Consider the following 20,046-nt stretch of genomic DNA (forward strand, 5'->3'; position numbering starts at 1 on the left):
TTTACATAAAGCAAGCAAAAAGCTATTCATCCTTAAATATTGATCCAGTTTATGATCCTGCTGATGGTGCTTTTCAATTGCCCGGGGTCATTATAATTATCTGAAGGAGCTTTTTTAAAACAATCTTCAGCATACTTTTTGAAAGCCTCCTTTTCTTTTGCATCCATATTCCCGGCTTCAAAAATCACAAAATCTACTGTATCCTGATCATTGATGATAAGACTTGCAAAAGCTATAATTTCATCTGTTTTTTTGGCCATTACAAACGGAAGTCCAAAGTCTTCATTCACTTGCTTCAGATTTCTTTCTTTCACAAAAATCTGTTTCAGGTGCACCAGATCAGAAATATAAACCTCATCAAACTGAAGTTTGCCTGTAGGCAGAAAGCATGTTTCCATAGTGTTTACATTAGATATGTAAAGTTAAAGCACAATGCTAAAAGGATACAGATACAGAACTTACTATTATTGTAGGTACAGCAAATTTATTAAAAAGAATTGGTTTGTATTATCGGAGCGTTATTCTACCGGTATGGTATCGAAAACCCTTCAGCTAAAATCCGGAAAATAGTTTTGCAGAGATTTGAAAGGTTCAAATAAATTTTCAAATCGAACAGGTAGATTCTATGCTTTCTTTATTTTAAAGACTTTTTCTCCTTTTATTAATTTTTTATCTAAAAAAACATCAATTGTCCATAACCTGAAATCCCTATGAATAAAGGACTTTACAAACATTACAAAGAAATTTTCAATTGTATACATATTAAATTTTATAAACACAATTAACTTTTCAGTAAATAATCAATCAAATGATTGTTTTGTGCTAATTTTATACATACGGTTTTTTTAAGGAATGTTTAATACGAAATCGGGATTATCATGATCCCCGCTGAGCTATGAAAATACCCAAACAACTCAATGTGATCAGGAGGAAGGTAATGCGTGGTCTTACCAAAAATATGGGCCAGTCGAATTCTACCGTTAAACCCGGCAAAGAAGTCATCATAAAAAAAATATTGATTTCGCGCCCCAACCATAGATTAGGGAATTTATTATTGCTATCCCCTATCGTTCAGGAGGTTAACGATACTTTTCCGGATGCCAGGATTGATTTATTTGTAAAGGGAAGTATATCACCTATTATTTTTAAAAATTATAAAAATATTGACCAGATCATTCAGCTTCCGAAGAAACCTTTCAGCAACCTTCTGAAATACATCCGGAGCTGGAGTTTGCTTCGCTGGAAAAAGTATGATTTAGTGATCAATACAAGCCATAGCTCGTCATCGGGAAAAATATCCACCCAACTGGCCAATGGCGATTATAAATTCTTTAATGAATGGAATGATGAACTTCATTCAGAATATCCGGATTATCCGCATGCGGCAAAAAATCCTATTTATAATTTGCGAAAATTTCTTACCCACCTGGGATTTGAAAAAAATACGGGAAAGGTTCCTTTTTTAAATATAAAGCTGAGTCCGGAAGAAATAGAAACGGGTAAAAGGAAATTAGAAGGAATTACTAAAAACGATAAAAAAACCATTTGTCTCTTTACCAATGCCACAGGCGATAAATGCTATTCCAATACCTGGTGGGCATCATTCTATGAAAGCCTGAAAATGACATTTCCAGATTATAATATTGTTGAACTTCTACCGGTAGAAAATATTTCCAGATTAGATTTCAAAATTCCCAGTTTTTACAGTACCGACATCAGGGAAATGGGTGCCTTTATAGCCAATACCAGTGTTTTTATTGCCGCAGATAACGGTGTAATGCACTTAGCCAGTGCCGTTGGAACACCGACAATAGGATTGTTTATGGTAACGGATGAAAATGCATATAAACCCTATAACGATAAAAGCTTCTCCATTAATACAAATAATGTTAAGGAATCCGAAATACCAGATTTAATAAAAACGGTCCTTCAATAACCGTTGACTAATATTGAAAACACACAAACACACACCACAATTATACCACTCATATGAATCTTGTTCTTGCACCAGATTATGCTCATTACCAAGATGAAATAATCCGTATTATCAAAAATTTCCATAGTGAGGGGACTTTAATCGGTCCCGGAAGCAGAAATATTGTAAAGTCATTTTCCATCAATGGAAAAAAATTCAATTTTAAATCATTTAAGCAGCATAATTTTATCAACAGGCATGTCTACAAATACTACCGGAAATCCAAGGCACGGCGATCTTTCGAATATGCCCATATGCTGATCGATAAAAACCTTCACACCCCACAGCCGATTGCTTATGTAGAGTTTCACGACTGGCTGGGTCTTACCAACAGTTATTATATCAGTGAACAACTGGAAAACATATATACTCTGGAAGATGTGATGTACGCACGAAGCCCCTTTGAAAACCTGAAAGAAGTCATTAAAGAGTACACTCAGCTCATCTATTATTTACACGAACAGGGAATTGAGTTTATCGATAATTCTCCGGGGAATTTTCTTATAAAAAAAATCAACGGCGCTTATCGTTTTTTTATGGTGGACCTTAACAGAATGAATTTCCACACTGAATTTGAAATGCCCAAAAGGATCAAAAACTTCTCACGGATAACCAATGATCCGAAGATTCTTAAACTGATCAGTTCAGAATATTCTAGGCTGGCAGGAATTTCTTCGGAATACTTCCTTACACAGATTGTTAAAGCTGCCAATACTTTACAAACCAAGCGAAGAATAAAAAAGGTTCTGAAGTTTTATAAATATTTCCTTAAAGTACTTCCCGTTCTTAAAAACTTAATTCTTATCTCATTAATCAGTTTTTTAGAATCTGATTTACCTTTTCTTGTTTTTACCTGAAGGTCAAAAATTACAGTAGAAGGAAGGTGTTGATTTATAGTCGGAAGAAATTTTCAGCCCCAAAGTAATTATCTAAGATAATTGAAATATAAAGTCCTGCTTTTTAAGTAGGATTTTTTGTGGGCACATGTATTAATACTGGTTTTAATCTTTGAGCTCTGTTATTATTGATCCTTTTTTAATTATTAATATCAATTTTTTGATAAGCGATCCATCGTTTTAAATTCCCAACCATCCTTTTTAAATGATCTTCATTCAAGAAAATATTTGTCCAATATTCAAATCTATCGCACTGAACACTTATGTAGTAGGTCATAATTGCTAAACATGCGTAGGGCAAAAACTTTTTTTCTTCGTTACTAATTTTAGTTACAGTTTCATACCCTTTAATGAAACTATCGGCTTTTACCTGATATTCTTCTTCGTTCAAATGAGTTGTAAACAACTGAAATAGAAAATAGGAAATATCAAAGCATAAATAACCGTTGCCACAAAAATCAAAGTCAAAAAATGTTATTTCTTTTTCATTATCAATATGTAAATTATCAAACCAAACGTCGAGATGAACAGCTCCATATCTCATTTTACGTTTGTCCGTACTTTCCATTTTTTGCGTTAAAAAAGCAGAAAGTGTTTCTAAAAATTCATTTTCGCTAACATTTTTACTATAAAATTCTTTAGTTCTTATAATAGGATTCTTAAGCAAATTTTGAGCATTGTAGGTTATTCTCTTCAGTTCAATATTTTCTGTGGATTGGTGAACTTTTGCTAATGCCTGTCCAATCAGAAAACTTGTTTGGTGGGAGAATTTTGCTGTTTTTATGCCTTTAGCATATGAAAATAAAACACCAAATCGTGTTCCTTCTGATGCTTCAATTTCCTGAATGAAATTGTTCGATTGATCAGCTATGGGAAAAGCAACTTGTCGCCCTGCTTCTTTTAGATGAATTAAAAGTTTTAGCTCTTCTTCAATTTCTAATTGAGATCGCCAGTTATGTGTATAAACTCTAAAAACATATTTATTTTCGTCATCATGAACAATGTATAAATGATTCATGGCAAGCCGGAATACTTTGCATTCAGTTTTCTCGGTTAATTTATAATTTCTTTGAATAAACTTACCAAGTTCATTTGGTGAAAGCGTGCTATTTATGGTAGGAAATTTCTCTGTCATTAGTTTTTCGTTCGTAGTTGAGTTATAATGTGTATGCAGTTTTGCTCGTAATTTTCAGCCTTATATTTACTAAATTATTTTTACTAAATTGGGGGAATATCTTACATCTTTTGTAAAATATATCCTAAAAAAGCTCCCAGCATAACAATCCATGCACTGTTTATTTTTTTGAAAGTAAACATCAAAATAATGCATAATACAGCAATAATTATTGTTTTCCAATCTGCGATACTATCTTTTGCCATTTCATAACATATATTTAAAATAATAGCTATTGACGCAATATTGACTGCATCTAAGAAAGATGAGAATGTTTTTGATCCCCTCATCATCTTTACGATTGGATTAAGTAATGCTACAAAAATAAATGAAGGAAAAAAGATACCCAACGTAGCAACCAAAGCTCCTGACCAGTTATTTATTTGATAACCAATAAAAGTAACCGATGAAAAGACGGGTCCTGGTGTAAATTGTCCAACAGCTATAGCATCTAATAGTTCTTGTCTTGTTAATAAACCTCTTCCCACCAATTCTGTATCAAAAAAAGCAAACAGGACATATCCGCTTCCGTAAAGAATAGCTCCTATTTTAAGGAAAATTAGAAATAATTTAATATTACTTTGTGACAGAGAGCTAAAATCTGGAATCTGTAGTAAAGTTAGTGGAATAAGTGAGTTGGTCGTATTTTTCTGTCTTATGATTGCAAATAGCATTGCGATTATACCTGCTCCGAATAATAAAAAGAGTTCATTAATTCCTAAGAAAGAAAGCATCAGCACGCTAATACCAATAATCCATAGTGGGATGGTTTTTAAAGATTTTTTTGCGAGGGGAAAAACAGCCGATAATATTACAGATATGATAGCAGGTTTTATTCCATATATAAAGGGCTGAACTTGTGGAAGCTGCCCATATTCTTTATATAACCATGCAAAACATAAAGTAATGATAACAGCAGGACATATAAAACATAATCCAGCTACAATCAGTCCTTTCCAACCGGCCCTTTCCTGCCCGATATGAATTGCCATTTCTGTACTATTGGGACCTGGGATAAGGTTAGTTGCTCCGATCAGATCAAGAAAATGCTCCTCAGACATCCATTTCCGTTTTGTTACTACTTCCTGCTGCATCATGGCAATATGAGCGGCAGGACCTCCAAATGCTGTAACTCCCAGTTTCAGGAAAACACCGGCAACTTCTTTCAGATTATTTTCTTTCCCCACAATTTTTTATGTATTTGTCTATCAAAAAAACTATAATCCCATAATAGATTCACTCTTGTTTGGAGTGATCCAATTTAAGCTTCACACTGAGATATGAAATTACTTATTTCTTTTCTCTTTCTAAATTTTAATTATAAAATATGTATAACCTCAGGTATAATAAATAAGAAGTAGCAATGAGGTATGTTCTAAAAATAAAAACCCCTCCGCAACAAAGTTACGGAGGGTTGTACCCCAGACGGGACTTGAACCCGTACGTCCTTGCGGACACAGGATTTTAAGTCCTGCGTGTCTACCAGTTCCACCACCAGGGCGTGGAATGGAGCGAAAAACGGGATTCGAACCCGCGACCCCAACCTTGGCAAGGTTGTGCTCTACCAGCTGAGCTATTTTCGCAAACGTTGTGCGGATGAAGGGACTCGAACCCCCACGCCTCACGGCACCAGATCCTAAGTCTGGCGTGGCTACCAATTACACCACATCCGCTGGTTCTGCTGATCTGTAACTACAGATATCCTCAGCATTATTCTTACAAATATAATAAATACAACTTAAAAAAAAACAAAAAAAATCCTCCGCAACAAAGTTACAGAGGATTAGTACCCCAGGCGGGACTTGAACCCGCACGCCAAAAGAGGCACAGGATTTTAAGTCCTGCGTGTCTACCAGTTCCACCACCAGGGCATGGAGTGGAGCGAAAAACGGGATTCGAACCCGCGACCCCAACCTTGGCAAGGTTGTGCTCTACCAGCTGAGCTATTTTCGCAAACGTTGTGCGGATGAAGGGACTCGAACCCCCACGCCTCACGGCACCAGATCCTAAGTCTGGCGTGGCTACCAATTACACCACATCCGCATTGTTTGGTTAAGTTGTATTTTAAAAGAACTTCTTTCGTTTTTGTGAGTGCAAATATAGGGCAATTTTCTACAATCACAAGGCTTTTTTCAAAAAAAATTAAAATTTCTGCATTTTTTTTTCCTGACCCCTTTTATTACATTTCATTTTCTTACTTTTACATCGTTAATATATACGATATGGAATTACAAGGAACGGTAAAGAAACTTTTTGATGCTCAGACATTTGCAAGCGGATTTCAAAAGAGAGAAATGGTTATTTTAACTCAGGAGCAGTATCCACAGCCGATAAACATAGAATTTTTGTCTGACAAGATCAGTTTATTAGACAACCTTAAGGAAGGAGAAAATGTAAAGGTAGGAATCAACATCAGAGGAAGAGAATGGACATCTCCTCAGGGTGAAACCAAATACTTCAACTCTATCACAGGATGGAGAGTAGAAAAAGTTTTTGATAACGGATCAGAACCTACTCAGGCAGCTCCTTCACAATCCGGATCTCCGGTTTCAAATGAAAATCCATTTGCGGGAGACGAAGATGATGATTTACCTTTTTAATTAGATACAACGATTAAAAATATAGATCCTGCTTTTTAAGTGGGATTTTTTTTCCTCAACATGGTTCGATTAGACGAAAACGAGATTTCATTTCCTGATCCGGAACTTTATGACGGGCACGAAGGGGTTATAGCTTTCGGAGGGGATTTATCGGTAGAAAGAATTTGGTTTGCCTATCAGCTGGGCATTTTTCCCTGGTTCAATCCGGGGGAGGAAATTCTTTGGTGGAGTCCTGATCCCCGTTTTGTTTTGTTCCCTGATGAACTAAAGGTTTCCAAATCGATGCGTAAGATACTCAATCGCGAAGTTTTCACCTTTACTGAGAATAAAGACTTCCGGGGAGTCATCAGAAACTGCCAGCAGATAAACCGAGTCGACCAGGCCGGAACCTGGCTTTCCGATGAACTTATGGAATCATTTATCACACTTCATGACTATGGGTTGGCAAGAAGCATAGAAGTTTGGAAAGAGGGTGAACTGGTAGGTGGCTTTTACGGCCTCCAGATCGGTAACGTCTTTTGTGGTGAAAGTATGTTTGCCAAAGTAAGCAATGCTTCCAAAGCAGGCTTTATCCATTTTGTGGAAACTTATAAAGATCAGCTTGATCTCATTGACTGTCAGTCTCATACAGAACATCTGGAAAGCCTCGGCGCAAGGATGATCCCCAAAAAACAATTCTTACACTACTTACACAAAAATAATGAAAGCACACAATGAAAAATGGATCCTCTTACTGCTGCTCAGTCTCATTTGGGGATCTTCTTTTATCTTAATTAAAAAATCTTTAGAACATTTTAATCCTTTTCAGGTAGGTGCACTAAGGGTCCTTATAGCAGGGATCATATTATTACCTATCGCAATTTCGAAGTATAAACTATTTCCTAAAAAACACATCAAGTGGCTTATTTTGGCGGCGATCACTGGGAATTTTATCCCGATGTTCCTCTTTCCTATTGCAGAAACAGAAGTAAGCAGCAGTATTGCAGGGATTATCAATTCTATGATGCCCATTTGCGTGATTATCGTAGGCGCACTGGTATGGAAATTTGAAACCACAAAACATCAGATTATAGGAGTTTGTATTAGTTTTGCGGGAGTATGTATCCTCGCTTTCGGAGGAGGAGACGGAGCGAAATTTAAAATGATTCCGATTGCTTTGTTATTGCTGGCTACATTATGCTATGCGATAAGTACGACCACTGTAAAATCGAAGCTTATGGAATTGTCTTCTGTTATTTTATCCTCATTTATATTCTCTTTTGTACTCTTTTTTCCTTCGATCATTGCTTTAGCATTAACCGGGTTTTTCTCGGAGTTTAGTTTTTCAAAAGACAATATGACGGGATTGCTCTTTGTAAGCTTATTGTCGATTTTCGGAACAGGACTGGCCATGACCATGAATTACAGGCTCCTGAAAGTATCGTCTCCGCTCTTTGCATCAACCGTTACTTTACTGATGCCTATTGTTGCCATTATCTGGGGCATTCTGGATGGCGAAAAATTAACTTTCCTCCAGTTTGTAGGCGCAGCGATCATTATAGGAGGTTTGATCTTTTTAAGGACAAAACCTGCCGTAAAAAAATAAATCCTGCATTACTGCAGGATTTTTTATTTAAGAACCATTATTGATTCGTTAATTCTTTTTCTTCACTTTGGCTTTAGCCTTTTTTACCCCATCTTTAATGAAAGGATATTTCTTCTGCATATCCTGAACAAGAGTCGGGTCCAGATCTAATGCCTTCTGAAGGGTTTCAATTCCTTTTTCCTGATCTCTAAGGTTGAAATAGCAGTTGCTCAGCTGATAATACAATTCTGCCCTGTTATGATTTTCTATAGCTTTGTATAAAATCGTAACGGCTTCTTCGTATTCACCCAAAAGCATTAACACTTCTGAGTAGGCATACCAGTTGTAAAACCTTGAGGGTTCTGAAGCTACAAGCTTTTTCAAACAGGAAAGGCTTTCTTCAAATTTTCCAGCATCAATAAATAAAAATGCAAGCCTTTTTTGATAATCAAGGTTGCTGTCATTCAGATGCGTTGCCTCTTTTGCAAAATGAAGCGCTTCAGCCATTCCCCCCATTTCCTCATACAAATAAGACTGCTCCATCATAGACAGATAGAACTGAGGATCTTCCCTCAATGATTTCTGAAAAGAGTTCAATGCGATAATCGGCTGCTTCATTGCTTTATAGCATAATCCGATTTTATAGTAAGTAAATGCTTTGGTATATTCCAACTCCAGCATTTCCTCATATACTTCAATGGCTTTTTTATATTGCCCTAATGCTTCGTAACAAGCTGCTTTATTCGCATATACTCCTACAGAAGATGAATTGATCGCTAAAAGATAATCAAACCCTTTAATCGCTTCTTCATAATTCTTTCTGTTGAAATAGAACTGTCCGTATTCATACCATGCGGTTTCAGAATAAGAAAATTCATCTAAATATTCATTCAAAAAGGCAATAGCCTCCTCGCTCTTTTTTAAATCATTAAAGCAGATCATACAGTTTTCCAACGCATATTCATCCGTTGGGTCTTCTTTCAATGCTTTTCTGTAATGTTTAAGAGCGTTGAAAGGATCTCCTAAGTTCACATATTCATCCGCAATAAAGTTGTGAAGAAAGTTTTCTTCTTCCTTCAGTTCTAATGCTTTTTTACAAATTTCAATGGATTTTCTAGGATTTCCCAAATTCGAATAATACTTGGCGTAGCAAACTAAAAAGTCCGTGTGCTCCATAGATGAAGCCTTTAACTCGTCTATTAGCTCTTTTGCCGTATTATAATCTTCCCACTCCAAAAGAACTTCAAGCTTTTTGATCTTGATGTCCAATGAATTAGGATGAAGCTTTAGGCCATAGTTAACAGCATTATCCGCATAGTTAAAATCGCCCAGCTCCAGATAATAAACAATAATGTCTTCCAGTTCTTCTGTATCGAAGTAGAATTCATCATTATTTTCAATCATTTCTTCGAACTTTTTTACCAGTTCATTTCCAAAATATTCTTCCAATATACTGTATCCTCCGTCAGCCAACGCCCGAATTTACTTGCGAACCTCGGCAAACTTATTTAATTAATATACTACTTCTGAGATTGTTAATTCAAAATTACTGCAAATTTGCGACTTTTTTTTGAATTATGTTTTCGTAATTTTCTATCCTAAAGATAGTAAAAAGAAGAATATAATGAAAGAAATGTGGATAAAAAGAGGGATTCACATTAAATTAACACGACTAACCTTTTTCTGTTAGGAATTTCATTTTGCCATACCGATTCAATATCTTCTAAATCAATAACTTCAGTTTCCATTCTTATTTTTCGTTCTGCTGCAGCCTGAAACATTTGAGGGATAATTTCCGTAATCAACAACTTAAACTCTTCAGGAGTCCAACTTCCCAATCCGGAACCGGAAATCTGAAGATCAGTTCCTCTGAGTATCTGTGACGACAGCTGAATAGTGTCTCCGCTCATTCCTCCAACGGACACCAATCTTGTTTTGTGGGAAAAATTTCCATCTCCTTTTATCGCAGACAGAAGAAGCTCAATAGAATGACCCCAGATGTAATCCAGTACTACATCAATAGGAGTCTGGCTATGAATTTCCTTTATTTTCTGCATAAACTCCCCATCATTCATTTTCAGGGAAATAACCTCATCGGCACCCAACTCCCGAAGCGCCTGCAATGCTTCTTCATTTCTACCCGTGGCAAGTACTTTTTTAGCTCCGTATAATTTTGCGATCTGTACAGCAATCATTCCGGTTACCCCTGTTGCTCCATTGATCAGGACCGTTTCTCCTGTTTTTAATTGTGTTTTAAACCTTAATCCCATTGCTGAGCCCATAATCGCATTAGGTAATGCTGATGCTGTAGCGAAATCCAATCCATCAGGAATGGGAACAGTCATATGTTTATCAGCTATTGCTTTTTCTGCAACCGTTCCTCTTTTACTGAAAAAATATACTCTTTTTCCGTTTTCCAATATTCCGGCCCCGTCACTTCCTATAATTTTAGGCTGATGTTCCTCATTTTCCGTAGAATAGTGTTTTCCGCTTGCTCTGGCCCTGTCCAAATGTTTTATGGATGCTGCTTTTACATAGACGAGTTGCTCATTGTCCTTCGTAACTTGAGGATCCTGAAAATCTGCATATTGAGGAGTTGCTCCTTTTTCAAATACTACTGCTGCTTTCATTCTTTTTAATTTTTATACAAAATTATGATGAAGGAAACCCTTGCTGCAATAACATTTGTTATCAGTTTACTTCGCTAGCCTCCTTTGAGGATTTTGGCCTTTATTCTGCTCAGGTGGACGGTCGTAATTCCGAGGTAAGAAGCGATATAATGCTGGGGAACTCTTTTAATGATTTCAGGTTTCTCCTTTGCAAGATCAAGGTAACGTTGCTGAGGACTGTCTTTTATAAATGAAAAGAAATGTTTCATATAATCAAATGTTCTCTCAAAGACTGAATCCATAAAGCGATCCCTCAGCTCAGGATCATTATATATTTCTGCTAAAATCTGGTCAACGGTCGGCTTATCTATTTTCCATAAAATGCAAGATTCTATGGTCTCAAAGGAAACCATGCTCGGCAGACCTTTTCTGAAGCTTTCCAAAGAAGAAAACATGGTATTCTCAGTAAAAAACTGAAAAGTAACATCCTTTCCGTCATTGTTATACCAGGCTCTTGCCAATCCCTTTTCAATATAATAGGCGTGCAAGGACACCTCATTCTCTTTTAAAAGAATGGTCTTTGCCGGTACTTCAATGCGTTTGAATTCCATGATAAATCGGACACATTTTGTTTTCGGAAACGGAAACTTTGCTTTTAGATGCTCAAACATATTTAAATATAAAAAAAGAACGGAACATAAAGTTCCGTTCTTTCATCTTTTTAAATCAGGCTATTTATTTTCGCTATAATCTGGTCTGCCAGCTGATCTGCCTCTTCCTGGGATTTGGCCTCAGTATAGACTCTGATAATAGGTTCCGTATTCGATTTACGAAGGTGAACCCAGTTGTTTTCAAAATCTATTTTCACTCCATCTATGGTAGAAACTTCTTCGTTCTGATATTCTTTTTCCATTTTGGCTAAAATATCATCTACGTTGATTTCAGGGGTAAGTTCAATTTTCTTTTTCCCCATAAAATAGCTTGGATATCCTGCTCTCAGCTCTGAAACGGTTTTGTTTTCTTTTGCCAGATAAGTAAGGAAAAGGGCAACGCCTACCAAAGAGTCTCTTCCGTAGTGAAGATCAGGATAAATAATTCCTCCGTTTCCTTCTCCTCCGATAACCGCATTTTTCTCTTTCATCAGGGTAACAACATTTACCTCTCCTACCGCACTTGCGAAATATTCAGAATTATGATTCCGGGCGATATCCCTCAATGCACGGCTCGAAGAAAGATTGGATATGGCAACTCCGTTTTTATGTTTTAATAAATAATCCGCCACTGCAACCAATGTATACTCTTCTCCAAACATCTCTCCCTTTTCATCGATCAGAGCCAGCCTGTCAACATCAGGATCCACTACCACTCCGAAATCTGCTTTTTCTTTTTTTACCAGTTCGCAGATGTCTCCCAAATGTTCTTTCAGAGGCTCCGGGTTATGCGGAAAATGTCCGTTAGGCTCACAATACAGTTTTATGGTTTCACATCCAAGTTTATCCAGCAACATCGGAATCGCTATTCCACCTGTAGAATTCACAGCGTCTAAAACAACTTTGAATTTTTTGGCTTTAATGGCTTCAACATCTACCATGGGAAGATCAAGGATCTGCTGGATATGAATATCAAAGGCATCGTCCCTTGTTTCATATTTCCCTAAATCGTCTACTTCCGCAAAGTTGAAATCTTCACTTTCAGCGATTGCCAGCATCTCTGCCCCGTTCTCACCACTGATGAATTCTCCTTTTTCATTCAACAATTTAAGGGCGTTCCATTGTTTTGGATTATGGGAAGCGGTAAGGATAATTCCTCCGTCCGCCTTCAGTTCCGGAACCATAATTTCCACGGTAGGTGTTGTAGAAAGTCCGAGATCAATAACATTGATCCCCAGTCCCTGTAATGTAGCCGTTACCAGAGAGGAAACCATTCCACCGGAAATCCTTGCATCCCTTCCTATAACAAGCGTTAAGTTTTTTTTGTTTTTATTGTTCTGAAGCCAGGTCCCGAAAGCGGAAGCAAACTTTACCACATCAAGTGGAGTTAAGTTATCATTTACTTTTCCCCCGATCGTTCCCCGGATTCCTGAAATACTTTTAATTAATGACATTGTAGGTCTTTTGTAAGTTTAAATTCTATTTATATTCTGCGTAAGGCTGAGCAAAATTAGAAATTATTTACATTATTTGTGTGACAAATTTATGAACAACCGCAATCTTTATCACAACCTCCTCCTTTAGAGCTGAATTTTTTAGGTGCAAAATTCTTTCTGATCACTCTGAAAAGAGAGTAACAGGCGAATCCTACAATGAGTAGTACGATAATATATTGAAAAATTAATGAAGAGTTCATTATTTTAGAATTTGATAAATAAACATAGACACAAAATATGCCAAACCAGTCATCATAACAACCTGAAAGCCTGTCCATTTAAGGCTTTTTGTTTCTCTGTAGACTACTGCAAGTGTGGAAACACACTGCATTGCAAATGCATAAAATAAAAGGATAGAGATTCCTGTTGCAAAATTAAACACTTTTTCACCGTTTGGTTTCACATCGTGTCTCATTTTGTCAATTACTTTTACTTCAGGAGCATCATCACTCAGGCTGTATAAGGTAGACATTGTACCTACAAAAACTTCTCTAGCTACAAAACTGGTAATGATTCCTACTCCCATTTTCCAATCATAACCCAAAGGAGCAATGGCCGGCTCTATAGCCTTACCCATTTTTGCAAGGTAGGAGTGATCCAGCTTAACATCTGTAGCAACCATTTGATTGGTCTTCTGTGCCGGTCCGAAATAACTTAAGAACCAGATGATAATACTTACAATAAAGATTATCTTTCCTGCTCCCGTTATAAAGTCCCAAACCTTTCCTAAAACCATTTTGAAATCATATCCGAACAATGGTTTTTTATAAGTAGGCAAATCCATTACAAGGTATGTTTTACCTTTATCTTTAATAAATCTTTTTAAGATGGCTGCTGAAAATAAAGCGACAAGAAATCCTAACAGATACATTCCCATTAATACCAGAGCTTTATACTTTATTCCTAAAAAGCTTTTGTCTGAAATAACCAAGCCGATAATGATGCTATATACAGGAAGTCTTGCAGAACAGGTCATGAAAGGAGTTACTAAAATGGTCAGGAGTCTTTCCTTAACGTTTTCGATATTACGTGTGGAAATCACAGCAGGGATCGCACAAGCTGTTCCGGAAACCAATGGGACAATACTTTTCCCGTTGAGTCCAAATGGCCTTAAAAATCTATCCATCAGGAAGATTACTCTTGCCATATATCCTGAATCTTCTAACAGATATAAGAAGTATAACAAAATTCCGATTTGAGGAGCAAATACCATAATCCCTCCTAATCCCGGGATAATTCCATTAGAAACAAGTGAATTTACCGGTCCTTCAGGAAGATACTCGCCAGTGAATGCGGACAGCCATGAGAAGAAACTTTCGATCCAGTTCATCGGATACTCCGCAAGGAAGAATACGCTTTGGAATATAATAAGTAAGATCAGCATGAAAATCACATATCCCCAGAACTTATGCACCAAAACTTTATCCAGCTTTTCGGTAAGCAGTTCTTTGAACTGTGGCTTTTTAGTGATTACATTCGCTAATATCTTATCAACATTCTGGTATCTTCTTACTGTCTCCTGAACCTGTAGTCTCTTCGGAACCAGACTTTTAGCATCCGGACTATTGAGAATATCATGAACAGATTCTATTTTGCTGAGTTCTACTCCCGATGATATACTCATCCAGGCTTCATAATCACTATCCAAGCCCTTATGAGCCACAATTTTTGCTATAAAATCTTTATGTTCATTCGGAATTTCAAAAGAAGTTTTTTCCGTTTTTTTAAAATCATTATTAAAAACAGCTTCCCTTATCTGATCTATTCCGATTTGCTCTTTAGCATTGGTTTGGATAATTTTAATATTTAAAGCATTTGAGAACTGCTGGATATCGATATCAATCCCGCGTCTTTGAGCCTGGTCGATCTGGTTAACTACCAAAATAAGAGGAATACCCAGATCCTGGATCTGTTGAAACAAAAGAAGCCCCCTTTTTAAACTTAAGGCCTCAAGGATATAAACAACTCCGGCATAGTTTTGCTGCTCATCGATCAGAAATTTTGAAAAGATAGCTTCATCTTCAGAGCTCGGATATATACTGTAAGAACCCGGTAAATCCACCACTTCCACTTCCTCATCCTTGTAGCTGTAATGTCCGGAATAGCTTGCTACAGTAACACCGGCATAATTCCCGGTCTTCTGTTTTTTATTACAGAGTGTATTGAAAACCGTAGATTTTCCTACATTCGGATTTCCAACTAAAAGTACCTTTTTTTTCTTATTTTCCTGCATTAATCCCATTCTTGTACAATTATATAATCCCCTTCTTCTTCTCTGAGAGCTATACGGCTTTTTTCATCTCCAAATTCCACATACATGGGACCACTAAATGGAGCCTGATACAAAATCCTGAAAACGGTTTCCGGTAAAAGACCCATTTCTATAATTTTGTTTGGCATCTTTAGATGATCATTATCATAACCCAATATCTTCCCCATTTTGTTCTTAGGGAATCCGCTTAATTTATGTAAATCCTTCTCTTTCAAAGCCTGCTTTTTGTACATGCAAATGTACGCTATTTAAATTTAATCTAAATAACCTTAGTCTTAAAAAAAATAAACCCAAATGCTGTAAAAACATTTGGGTTCATTTGATAAAATATAATTTAGTTAATTGAATGTCTATTTTTTCTTTTTGTCAGTTATTTCAACCTTCTCAATCGGGTTATCATTGGCATTAAAGAAATCTTTGTATTGTTTTTCCTGTTTCTTCAACATATCACCTACAGTTCCATCCATTCCCGGTATGGTCTTGGAAAGCATGTCCTGTGTCATCATCGGTCTCAGAGTAGCAAAAGGATCTTTTTTGAAATCGTTATACGTTTTTTCGAATTTTTCTCTGGTCAGTTCGTTTACCTTTCCTCCTTTCGCCTGCATCAGGTTTTCTACGTATGAATATTCTGTGTAATCTTTCACCTTCTTATTTCCCTGAAGCACCCATGAATAATCTTTTGCATCGTCCTCTATCTTGACAATCAGACCCGGAAGACCAGAAAACTTGTAAGGACCGTCAGGAAAAGGCAGATCCGTACTGAACCATGCTGTCCATTTTCTTCCTCCGAATTCTGTGGTTGCTTTTTGTGTATTATAAGCTCCTATTTTTTGTTTGTCGGTAAGAATATTCCAGTTGAATTTCGGCTCCTCGTTATATCCGATATTACTTGGAGTAAATCCACTGGCAATTTTATCAACATACTGCACTTTCATGCTTGGATAAAATTTATAAACCCTGGCAGAAATTTTAGGCTGTCTGATTGTTTTTGAAAGGTCTTTCATCACACCTGCCTTCTGCATTGCTTCTATTTCCACCTTCAGGATCGAATCCTGTGCGATAATGGTATAATCCTGATAAATCGATCTGTTTTTATCTGTAATATCCAATATCGTAATAACCTTATCTATTTTAGTAGAATCTTTTTTAGGTTTAAAAGTAAGTTCGTAAAAGAAACGGTTTGCAGTTTCTTTAGACTCCTGAGCATTGGCAAAAGCAAAAAGAGCAATTAAGAATACTGAAAGCAACTTTTTCATTGTAATAATGTTTACTTATTAGTTGCTATTGTATCAAAAATGTTACAACTTTTTTCTCTTTATTTATAAGTTCTTTATGGTAAGCCCCGGAAATATGGCTCCGCCAGGTTAATAGCTATATAAAAAATTATTTTCAGTGGCATCTTCTTTTTTCATATTCATTTTTAAAGATTATTATGTCGTCAAAACCTTTATAGCTATAAAAGTTTTAACTTTAAATACCTAAAAACAAAATTAAAATGGACACATTAGCTCAATTAAAATCCGAACTTGATAGTGAGTATCAAACCACCAGAAAATTTTTTGACCTCTATCCCGATGACAAAAATGAGTATGCTCCTCACGAAAAAAGTATGAAAATGAAATCGCTTGCCAACCATCTTGCTGATGTTTTTGAGTGGCCCAACACCATGCTGAAAACATCTGAACTGGATTTTGGAACCGCACAACATCCAACCACGTCTGCTACGAAAGAAGATTTATTAAAAAAACTGGATGAGAACTATAAATCGGGTATCGACGCATTGGAAAATGCAAAAGAAGATGACCTGAATTCTACCTGGGCTTTAAAACATAATGGGCATGAATTGGCAAAATGGACCAAGTATGCATCAATCCGCCACAGTTTAAATCAAATTACCCACCACAGAGCTCAGCTGGGAGTATACTACAGGCTCAATGATATTCCTTTGCCGGGAAGTTACGGTCCGTCTGCAGACGTACAAAGCTTTTAAAATATAGTTTAAATGAAAAAGCCAATCCCTTGGGATTGGCTTTTTCTGTTTATGTAGTTTATTATTTGAAGTTAAATTTCACGGTAAACATTACCTGACTTGGACGAAGCTGATATCTCGTATAGGTAATATTGGTCGTATTAATATCATAGGTTTCGAATACCTTTTTATTCGCAATATTCATCCACTTCAGTTCGAAATCTATTTTCTTTTTAGCCCAGGTAAACTGATAGGACACATCGTAGAATCCGTTATGGTACTTCTGTTCAGCTGCATTTGTGTTCACCTGATCCCAATTGAACCCGACTGTATGGTTTTCTATAGGATAGAAGAAAAGTCCAAGATTATGGGTGAAGCCTGTTCTGGTAGCGTTAGAACTAACCTTTCCAACACTGGTCTGTTTTGTTCGGGAAATACTTGCGTTATAATCTATACTCATCCAGCTGAAATAAGTATTATTGAATTTAATTCCGTACGACTGGCTGTTATTCTTGTTGGTATAGGAATCATTATTTAAAAACAGGTCTGATTTCACGGTGTTGTTACTATAGCTAAGGGAGGCATTGGTTTTAAACTTTGGAAAATACTTTCCAACTTCTGCACTGTATCCATTATTCAATACATGATTATCCTGTTCTTTGTAATTCATTATTGTATATCCCGCACCATTGATTGTAGGATTGGAAATCAGGTTTCTTTTCGCATCGGAATATCTGTAGTTTACATTAAAGAATAAATTATTCAGCGGGTTTCTGTATTCAATTCTTGTTCCTGCTGATTTATTGTTGTTCTGAGGAATCGGATTTTTTGGATCCATTGCATTAATTCCACTTGGAGAAGTCATCAAGAATCCTGAATATGCTGTATTAATTTCTCCAAAATTATTATTGATATTCGCGTTTACCGACGCTTTCCAGAATGAAGCAAATGTATATTGAGCAAAAACACTTGGCTCAAATGTAACTTTATTAACCGTTTTAGAAACATTTCTGAACGGGTCCTCCGCTTTAATATTATTAGAATTGACCGGGATGTTGGCATAAAGCATCCAGGAATCATTTTTATAATTAACCCCTAAACTTCCGTAAGGAGTTGCTGTGGAATATCTCAGGTCATTGCTGTATGCGGTAGAAAGTGTCGGTAGATCATTCGGATTCGTGGACGGAATTGTTTCAATGTTATACAGGTCTGAAACCAGATCCGTTGTTTTGAAATTAAATCCTACTTCAGGAGTAAAGGTCCATCCCTTTGTAGAAAATCCAATATTTGCAGAATGATTTGCCTCAAAAGTTTTAAGCCTTAGGTTTTGGGTAACAAAATCAGAATTCGGTAACACTTTAAATCCAGGGATATCCAGATATGATGTTGGAGAAACTTCCAATGTTTGCCTGTCTGTCTGATAGCTTACATAGGATAAAAGGTTCACCATTTTTTCCTTCCATGGTATAATCGTACTTAAGGAGTTTTGAAATGATGTCGTAGGAGATTCAAGGCTTTCCCCTGCATTTCTTTGTTTTCCGGAAGTAAGGTCGGTTCTGTCTACCAGTCCTCTGTCTGCATTCCAGTATTGAGAAAAGCTTGTTGTATTCTTGAAGAATCCTTTTTTTGCATTTTTTGTAAAAATCAATTCTCCTTTAGCTTTATCCGTATAAAAATTATTAAGAATATTAGTTGTATTAGAACTTCCATCGAAATAATCTTTCCTATTATAAGCTTCTCTTTCTACTGCATTATTTGTATAGTTGGCATTGGCCTTAAGTTCCCATTCTTTCTTTTTATCGATATTGGTTAAATAATTAGCGGATAAATAGTGGACATTATTTAATAAGTATCTTTTTACCGGAAGGCTGGGAGTGTCTGCATTTTCTACAGTGAGCCAGTCATTTTGTGAGGCATTAATCCTCTTTCCTTCGAACCTGTTTCCAAAAGCCAATATATTTCCTTCATTTTCAACCTGCTCTCCCATATTATTGGTTTTATAATTAACTACCCATTGGCTTTTCTGTCCAAAGAACATAGGAGTCAGTTTCACATTCCAGAGCCAAGGTTCTCCAAATCCTGTTCCTACTTCTCCTCTACCAGTCATGGTAACGGAATTCTTTAATTTAATATTGATTGCCGCCTGGTCGGAAGGTACTTTATCCTGAAGAATTTTTACAGGTTGGTGATTTTCAAGCACTTCAACTTTCTGTACAGCATCCTTTGGTAAAGAATTATTAATCGTTCCGTATCCTCCTTCCATCAGGTCTTTCCCATTAACGTAGAATTTATTGATCGCATTCCCCTGATAAAGTATCGTTCCGTCCGTATTAACCTCAATACCAGGAATCTTTTTCATCACATCAGCCAGTGTCCTGTCACTCTTACTGTCAAAAGCTTTAAGATCATACGCAATGGTATCCCCTCTCGCCGTAATCATCTTGGTTTTCAGTTGAACTTCCTTGATCTCGGTAGCCTCAGACTGCATTTTAAAACTTAGCGTCTGATCACTGTTGCTTATCTGTTTAGTTAATGGTTTTTGGTTAAATGCCTTTACTTTCAAATCAACATTAGACTCTGCTGTAGTAAAAGTTACTTTATATTCCCCTTTTGAATTGGTAATTCCATAAGCTAAGATCGCATCTTTACCCGGTTCTTCTACCGTTACACTTGCGCTTGGAATAGGAACACCATCTTCATCTGTGATTTTACCTGTAATCGTCTTTTGCGCATAAGTAAGCACAGAAAGAAAAATCATCAGAAATAAAGTAATATTCTTTTTCATAATTCTAGTTATTTGCTTAATTAGTTATTATTCGGTGTTTTTTGTTACACCTCTAT

Annotated in this window: 18 protein-coding genes and 6 tRNA genes; 6 read left to right on the forward strand and 18 right to left on the reverse strand. The window is 36.4% G+C overall.

Annotated features, from left to right (window positions below; all coding sequences use genetic code 11):
• Positions 1 to 32: 32 nt before the first annotated feature.
• Complete coding sequence (locus ACNFU2_RS13755; protein WP_273650219.1) at positions 33 to 398, reverse strand: hypothetical protein; 366 nt, start codon at positions 396 to 398, stop codon at positions 33 to 35.
• A gap of 497 nt (positions 399 to 895) precedes the next feature.
• On the opposite strand from ACNFU2_RS13755, the gene ACNFU2_RS13760 reads away from it, so the two are divergent.
• On the forward strand, positions 896 to 1,936 hold the full coding sequence (locus ACNFU2_RS13760) for a glycosyltransferase family 9 protein (RefSeq protein WP_306613176.1): 1,041 nt from the start codon (positions 896 to 898) through the stop codon (positions 1,934 to 1,936).
• A 53-nt stretch (positions 1,937 to 1,989) separates the two neighbouring features.
• On the forward strand, positions 1,990 to 2,832 hold the full coding sequence (locus ACNFU2_RS13765; protein ID WP_273650221.1) for a lipopolysaccharide kinase InaA family protein: 843 nt from the start codon (positions 1,990 to 1,992) through the stop codon (positions 2,830 to 2,832).
• A gap of 178 nt (positions 2,833 to 3,010) precedes the next feature.
• Here the strand turns inward: ACNFU2_RS13765 and ACNFU2_RS13770 are convergent, their stop codons facing one another.
• The 8 genes from ACNFU2_RS13770 to ACNFU2_RS13805 all read right to left on the reverse strand — a co-directional run bounded on the left by ACNFU2_RS13770 (position 3,011) and on the right by ACNFU2_RS13805 (position 6,088).
• A complete protein-coding gene (locus tag ACNFU2_RS13770) occupies positions 3,011 to 4,006 on the reverse strand; it encodes a phosphotransferase (protein ID WP_273650222.1) in 996 nt (331 codons plus the stop codon).
• Between the two features lie 101 nt (positions 4,007 to 4,107).
• Positions 4,108 to 5,232, reverse strand: a complete 1,125-nt coding sequence (gene chrA / locus ACNFU2_RS13775; RefSeq protein ID WP_273650223.1) for a chromate efflux transporter — start codon at positions 5,230 to 5,232, stop codon at positions 4,108 to 4,110.
• 230 nt (positions 5,233 to 5,462) lie between these two features.
• Positions 5,463 to 5,546: transfer RNA gene (locus tag ACNFU2_RS13780), tRNA-Leu, on the reverse strand.
• 6 nt (positions 5,547 to 5,552) lie between these two features.
• Positions 5,553 to 5,628: transfer RNA gene (locus ACNFU2_RS13785), tRNA-Gly, on the reverse strand.
• Between the two features lie 8 nt (positions 5,629 to 5,636).
• Positions 5,637 to 5,718 (reverse strand) — tRNA-Leu (locus ACNFU2_RS13790).
• Positions 5,719 to 5,832: 114 nt separating this feature from the next.
• Positions 5,833 to 5,916: transfer RNA gene (locus tag ACNFU2_RS13795), tRNA-Leu, on the reverse strand.
• Between the two features lie 6 nt (positions 5,917 to 5,922).
• A tRNA-Gly gene (locus ACNFU2_RS13800) sits at positions 5,923 to 5,998 on the reverse strand.
• 8 nt (positions 5,999 to 6,006) lie between these two features.
• Positions 6,007 to 6,088: transfer RNA gene (locus ACNFU2_RS13805), tRNA-Leu, on the reverse strand.
• 179 nt (positions 6,089 to 6,267) lie between these two features.
• On the opposite strand from ACNFU2_RS13805, the gene ACNFU2_RS13810 reads away from it, so the two are divergent.
• The 3 genes from ACNFU2_RS13810 to ACNFU2_RS13820 are packed head-to-tail and all read left to right on the forward strand — an operon-like array spanning position 6,268 to position 8,230.
• Positions 6,268 to 6,645 carry a DUF3127 domain-containing protein gene (locus ACNFU2_RS13810; protein WP_172281607.1) on the forward strand — a complete coding sequence of 126 codons (378 nt, stop codon included), beginning with the start codon at positions 6,268 to 6,270 and terminating at the stop codon, positions 6,643 to 6,645.
• Between the two features lie 60 nt (positions 6,646 to 6,705).
• Entirely contained in the window at positions 6,706 to 7,362 is a 657-nt protein-coding gene (gene aat, locus ACNFU2_RS13815; RefSeq protein ID WP_273650225.1) for a leucyl/phenylalanyl-tRNA--protein transferase, read from the forward strand.
• Positions 7,346 to 8,230 (forward strand): DMT family transporter, encoded by an 885-nt coding sequence (locus ACNFU2_RS13820; RefSeq protein WP_273650226.1) that lies wholly within the window; start codon positions 7,346 to 7,348, stop codon positions 8,228 to 8,230. The genes aat and ACNFU2_RS13820 overlap by 17 nt, the downstream gene beginning before the upstream one ends.
• A gap of 48 nt (positions 8,231 to 8,278) precedes the next feature.
• Here the strand turns inward: ACNFU2_RS13820 and ACNFU2_RS13825 are convergent, their stop codons facing one another.
• The 8 genes from ACNFU2_RS13825 to ACNFU2_RS13860 all read right to left on the reverse strand — a co-directional run bounded on the left by ACNFU2_RS13825 (position 8,279) and on the right by ACNFU2_RS13860 (position 16,492).
• Positions 8,279 to 9,658, reverse strand: coding sequence for a tetratricopeptide repeat protein (locus tag ACNFU2_RS13825; protein WP_172282417.1), 1,380 nt, complete (start codon positions 9,656 to 9,658; stop codon positions 8,279 to 8,281).
• A gap of 209 nt (positions 9,659 to 9,867) precedes the next feature.
• Positions 9,868 to 10,839 (reverse strand): quinone oxidoreductase family protein, encoded by a 972-nt coding sequence (locus tag ACNFU2_RS13830; RefSeq protein ID WP_273650227.1) that lies wholly within the window; start codon positions 10,837 to 10,839, stop codon positions 9,868 to 9,870.
• 74 nt (positions 10,840 to 10,913) lie between these two features.
• A complete protein-coding gene (locus ACNFU2_RS13835) occupies positions 10,914 to 11,429 on the reverse strand; it encodes a Crp/Fnr family transcriptional regulator (protein WP_418122070.1) in 516 nt (171 codons plus the stop codon).
• 110 nt (positions 11,430 to 11,539) lie between these two features.
• On the reverse strand, positions 11,540 to 12,922 hold the full coding sequence (gene glmM, locus ACNFU2_RS13840) for a phosphoglucosamine mutase (RefSeq protein ID WP_172281617.1): 1,383 nt from the start codon (positions 12,920 to 12,922) through the stop codon (positions 11,540 to 11,542).
• 89 nt (positions 12,923 to 13,011) lie between these two features.
• Positions 13,012 to 13,164, reverse strand: coding sequence for a hypothetical protein (locus ACNFU2_RS13845; RefSeq protein ID WP_273650229.1), 153 nt, complete (start codon positions 13,162 to 13,164; stop codon positions 13,012 to 13,014).
• On the reverse strand, positions 13,164 to 15,197 hold the full coding sequence (gene feoB / locus ACNFU2_RS13850; protein WP_273650230.1) for a ferrous iron transport protein B: 2,034 nt from the start codon (positions 15,195 to 15,197) through the stop codon (positions 13,164 to 13,166). Before feoB ends, ACNFU2_RS13845 begins: the two co-directional genes overlap by 1 nt.
• Positions 15,197 to 15,451 carry a FeoA family protein gene (locus ACNFU2_RS13855; protein WP_262888831.1) on the reverse strand — a complete coding sequence of 85 codons (255 nt, stop codon included), beginning with the start codon at positions 15,449 to 15,451 and terminating at the stop codon, positions 15,197 to 15,199. The genes feoB and ACNFU2_RS13855 overlap by 1 nt, the downstream gene beginning before the upstream one ends.
• 135 nt (positions 15,452 to 15,586) lie before the next feature.
• On the reverse strand, positions 15,587 to 16,492 hold the full coding sequence (locus ACNFU2_RS13860) for a GLPGLI family protein (protein ID WP_273650231.1): 906 nt from the start codon (positions 16,490 to 16,492) through the stop codon (positions 15,587 to 15,589).
• Between the two features lie 239 nt (positions 16,493 to 16,731).
• Between ACNFU2_RS13860 and ACNFU2_RS13865 the strand changes: the two genes are divergently transcribed.
• The gene (locus ACNFU2_RS13865; protein ID WP_172281626.1) at positions 16,732 to 17,226 is read left to right on the forward strand and encodes a DinB family protein; all 495 of its coding nucleotides are present in this window, start codon (positions 16,732 to 16,734) and stop codon (positions 17,224 to 17,226) included.
• Between the two features lie 61 nt (positions 17,227 to 17,287).
• Here ACNFU2_RS13865 and ACNFU2_RS13870 read toward each other — a convergent pair whose 3' ends face one another.
• Complete coding sequence (locus ACNFU2_RS13870) at positions 17,288 to 19,990, reverse strand: carboxypeptidase-like regulatory domain-containing protein (protein WP_306613185.1); 2,703 nt, start codon at positions 19,988 to 19,990, stop codon at positions 17,288 to 17,290.
• Between the last annotated feature and the right edge of the window lie 56 nt (positions 19,991 to 20,046).

The sequence above is a fragment of the Chryseobacterium sp. PTM-20240506 genome (genome assembly GCF_048296755.1).
GTDB classification, from domain to species: Bacteria; Bacteroidota; Bacteroidia; order Flavobacteriales; family Weeksellaceae; genus Chryseobacterium; species Chryseobacterium proteolyticum.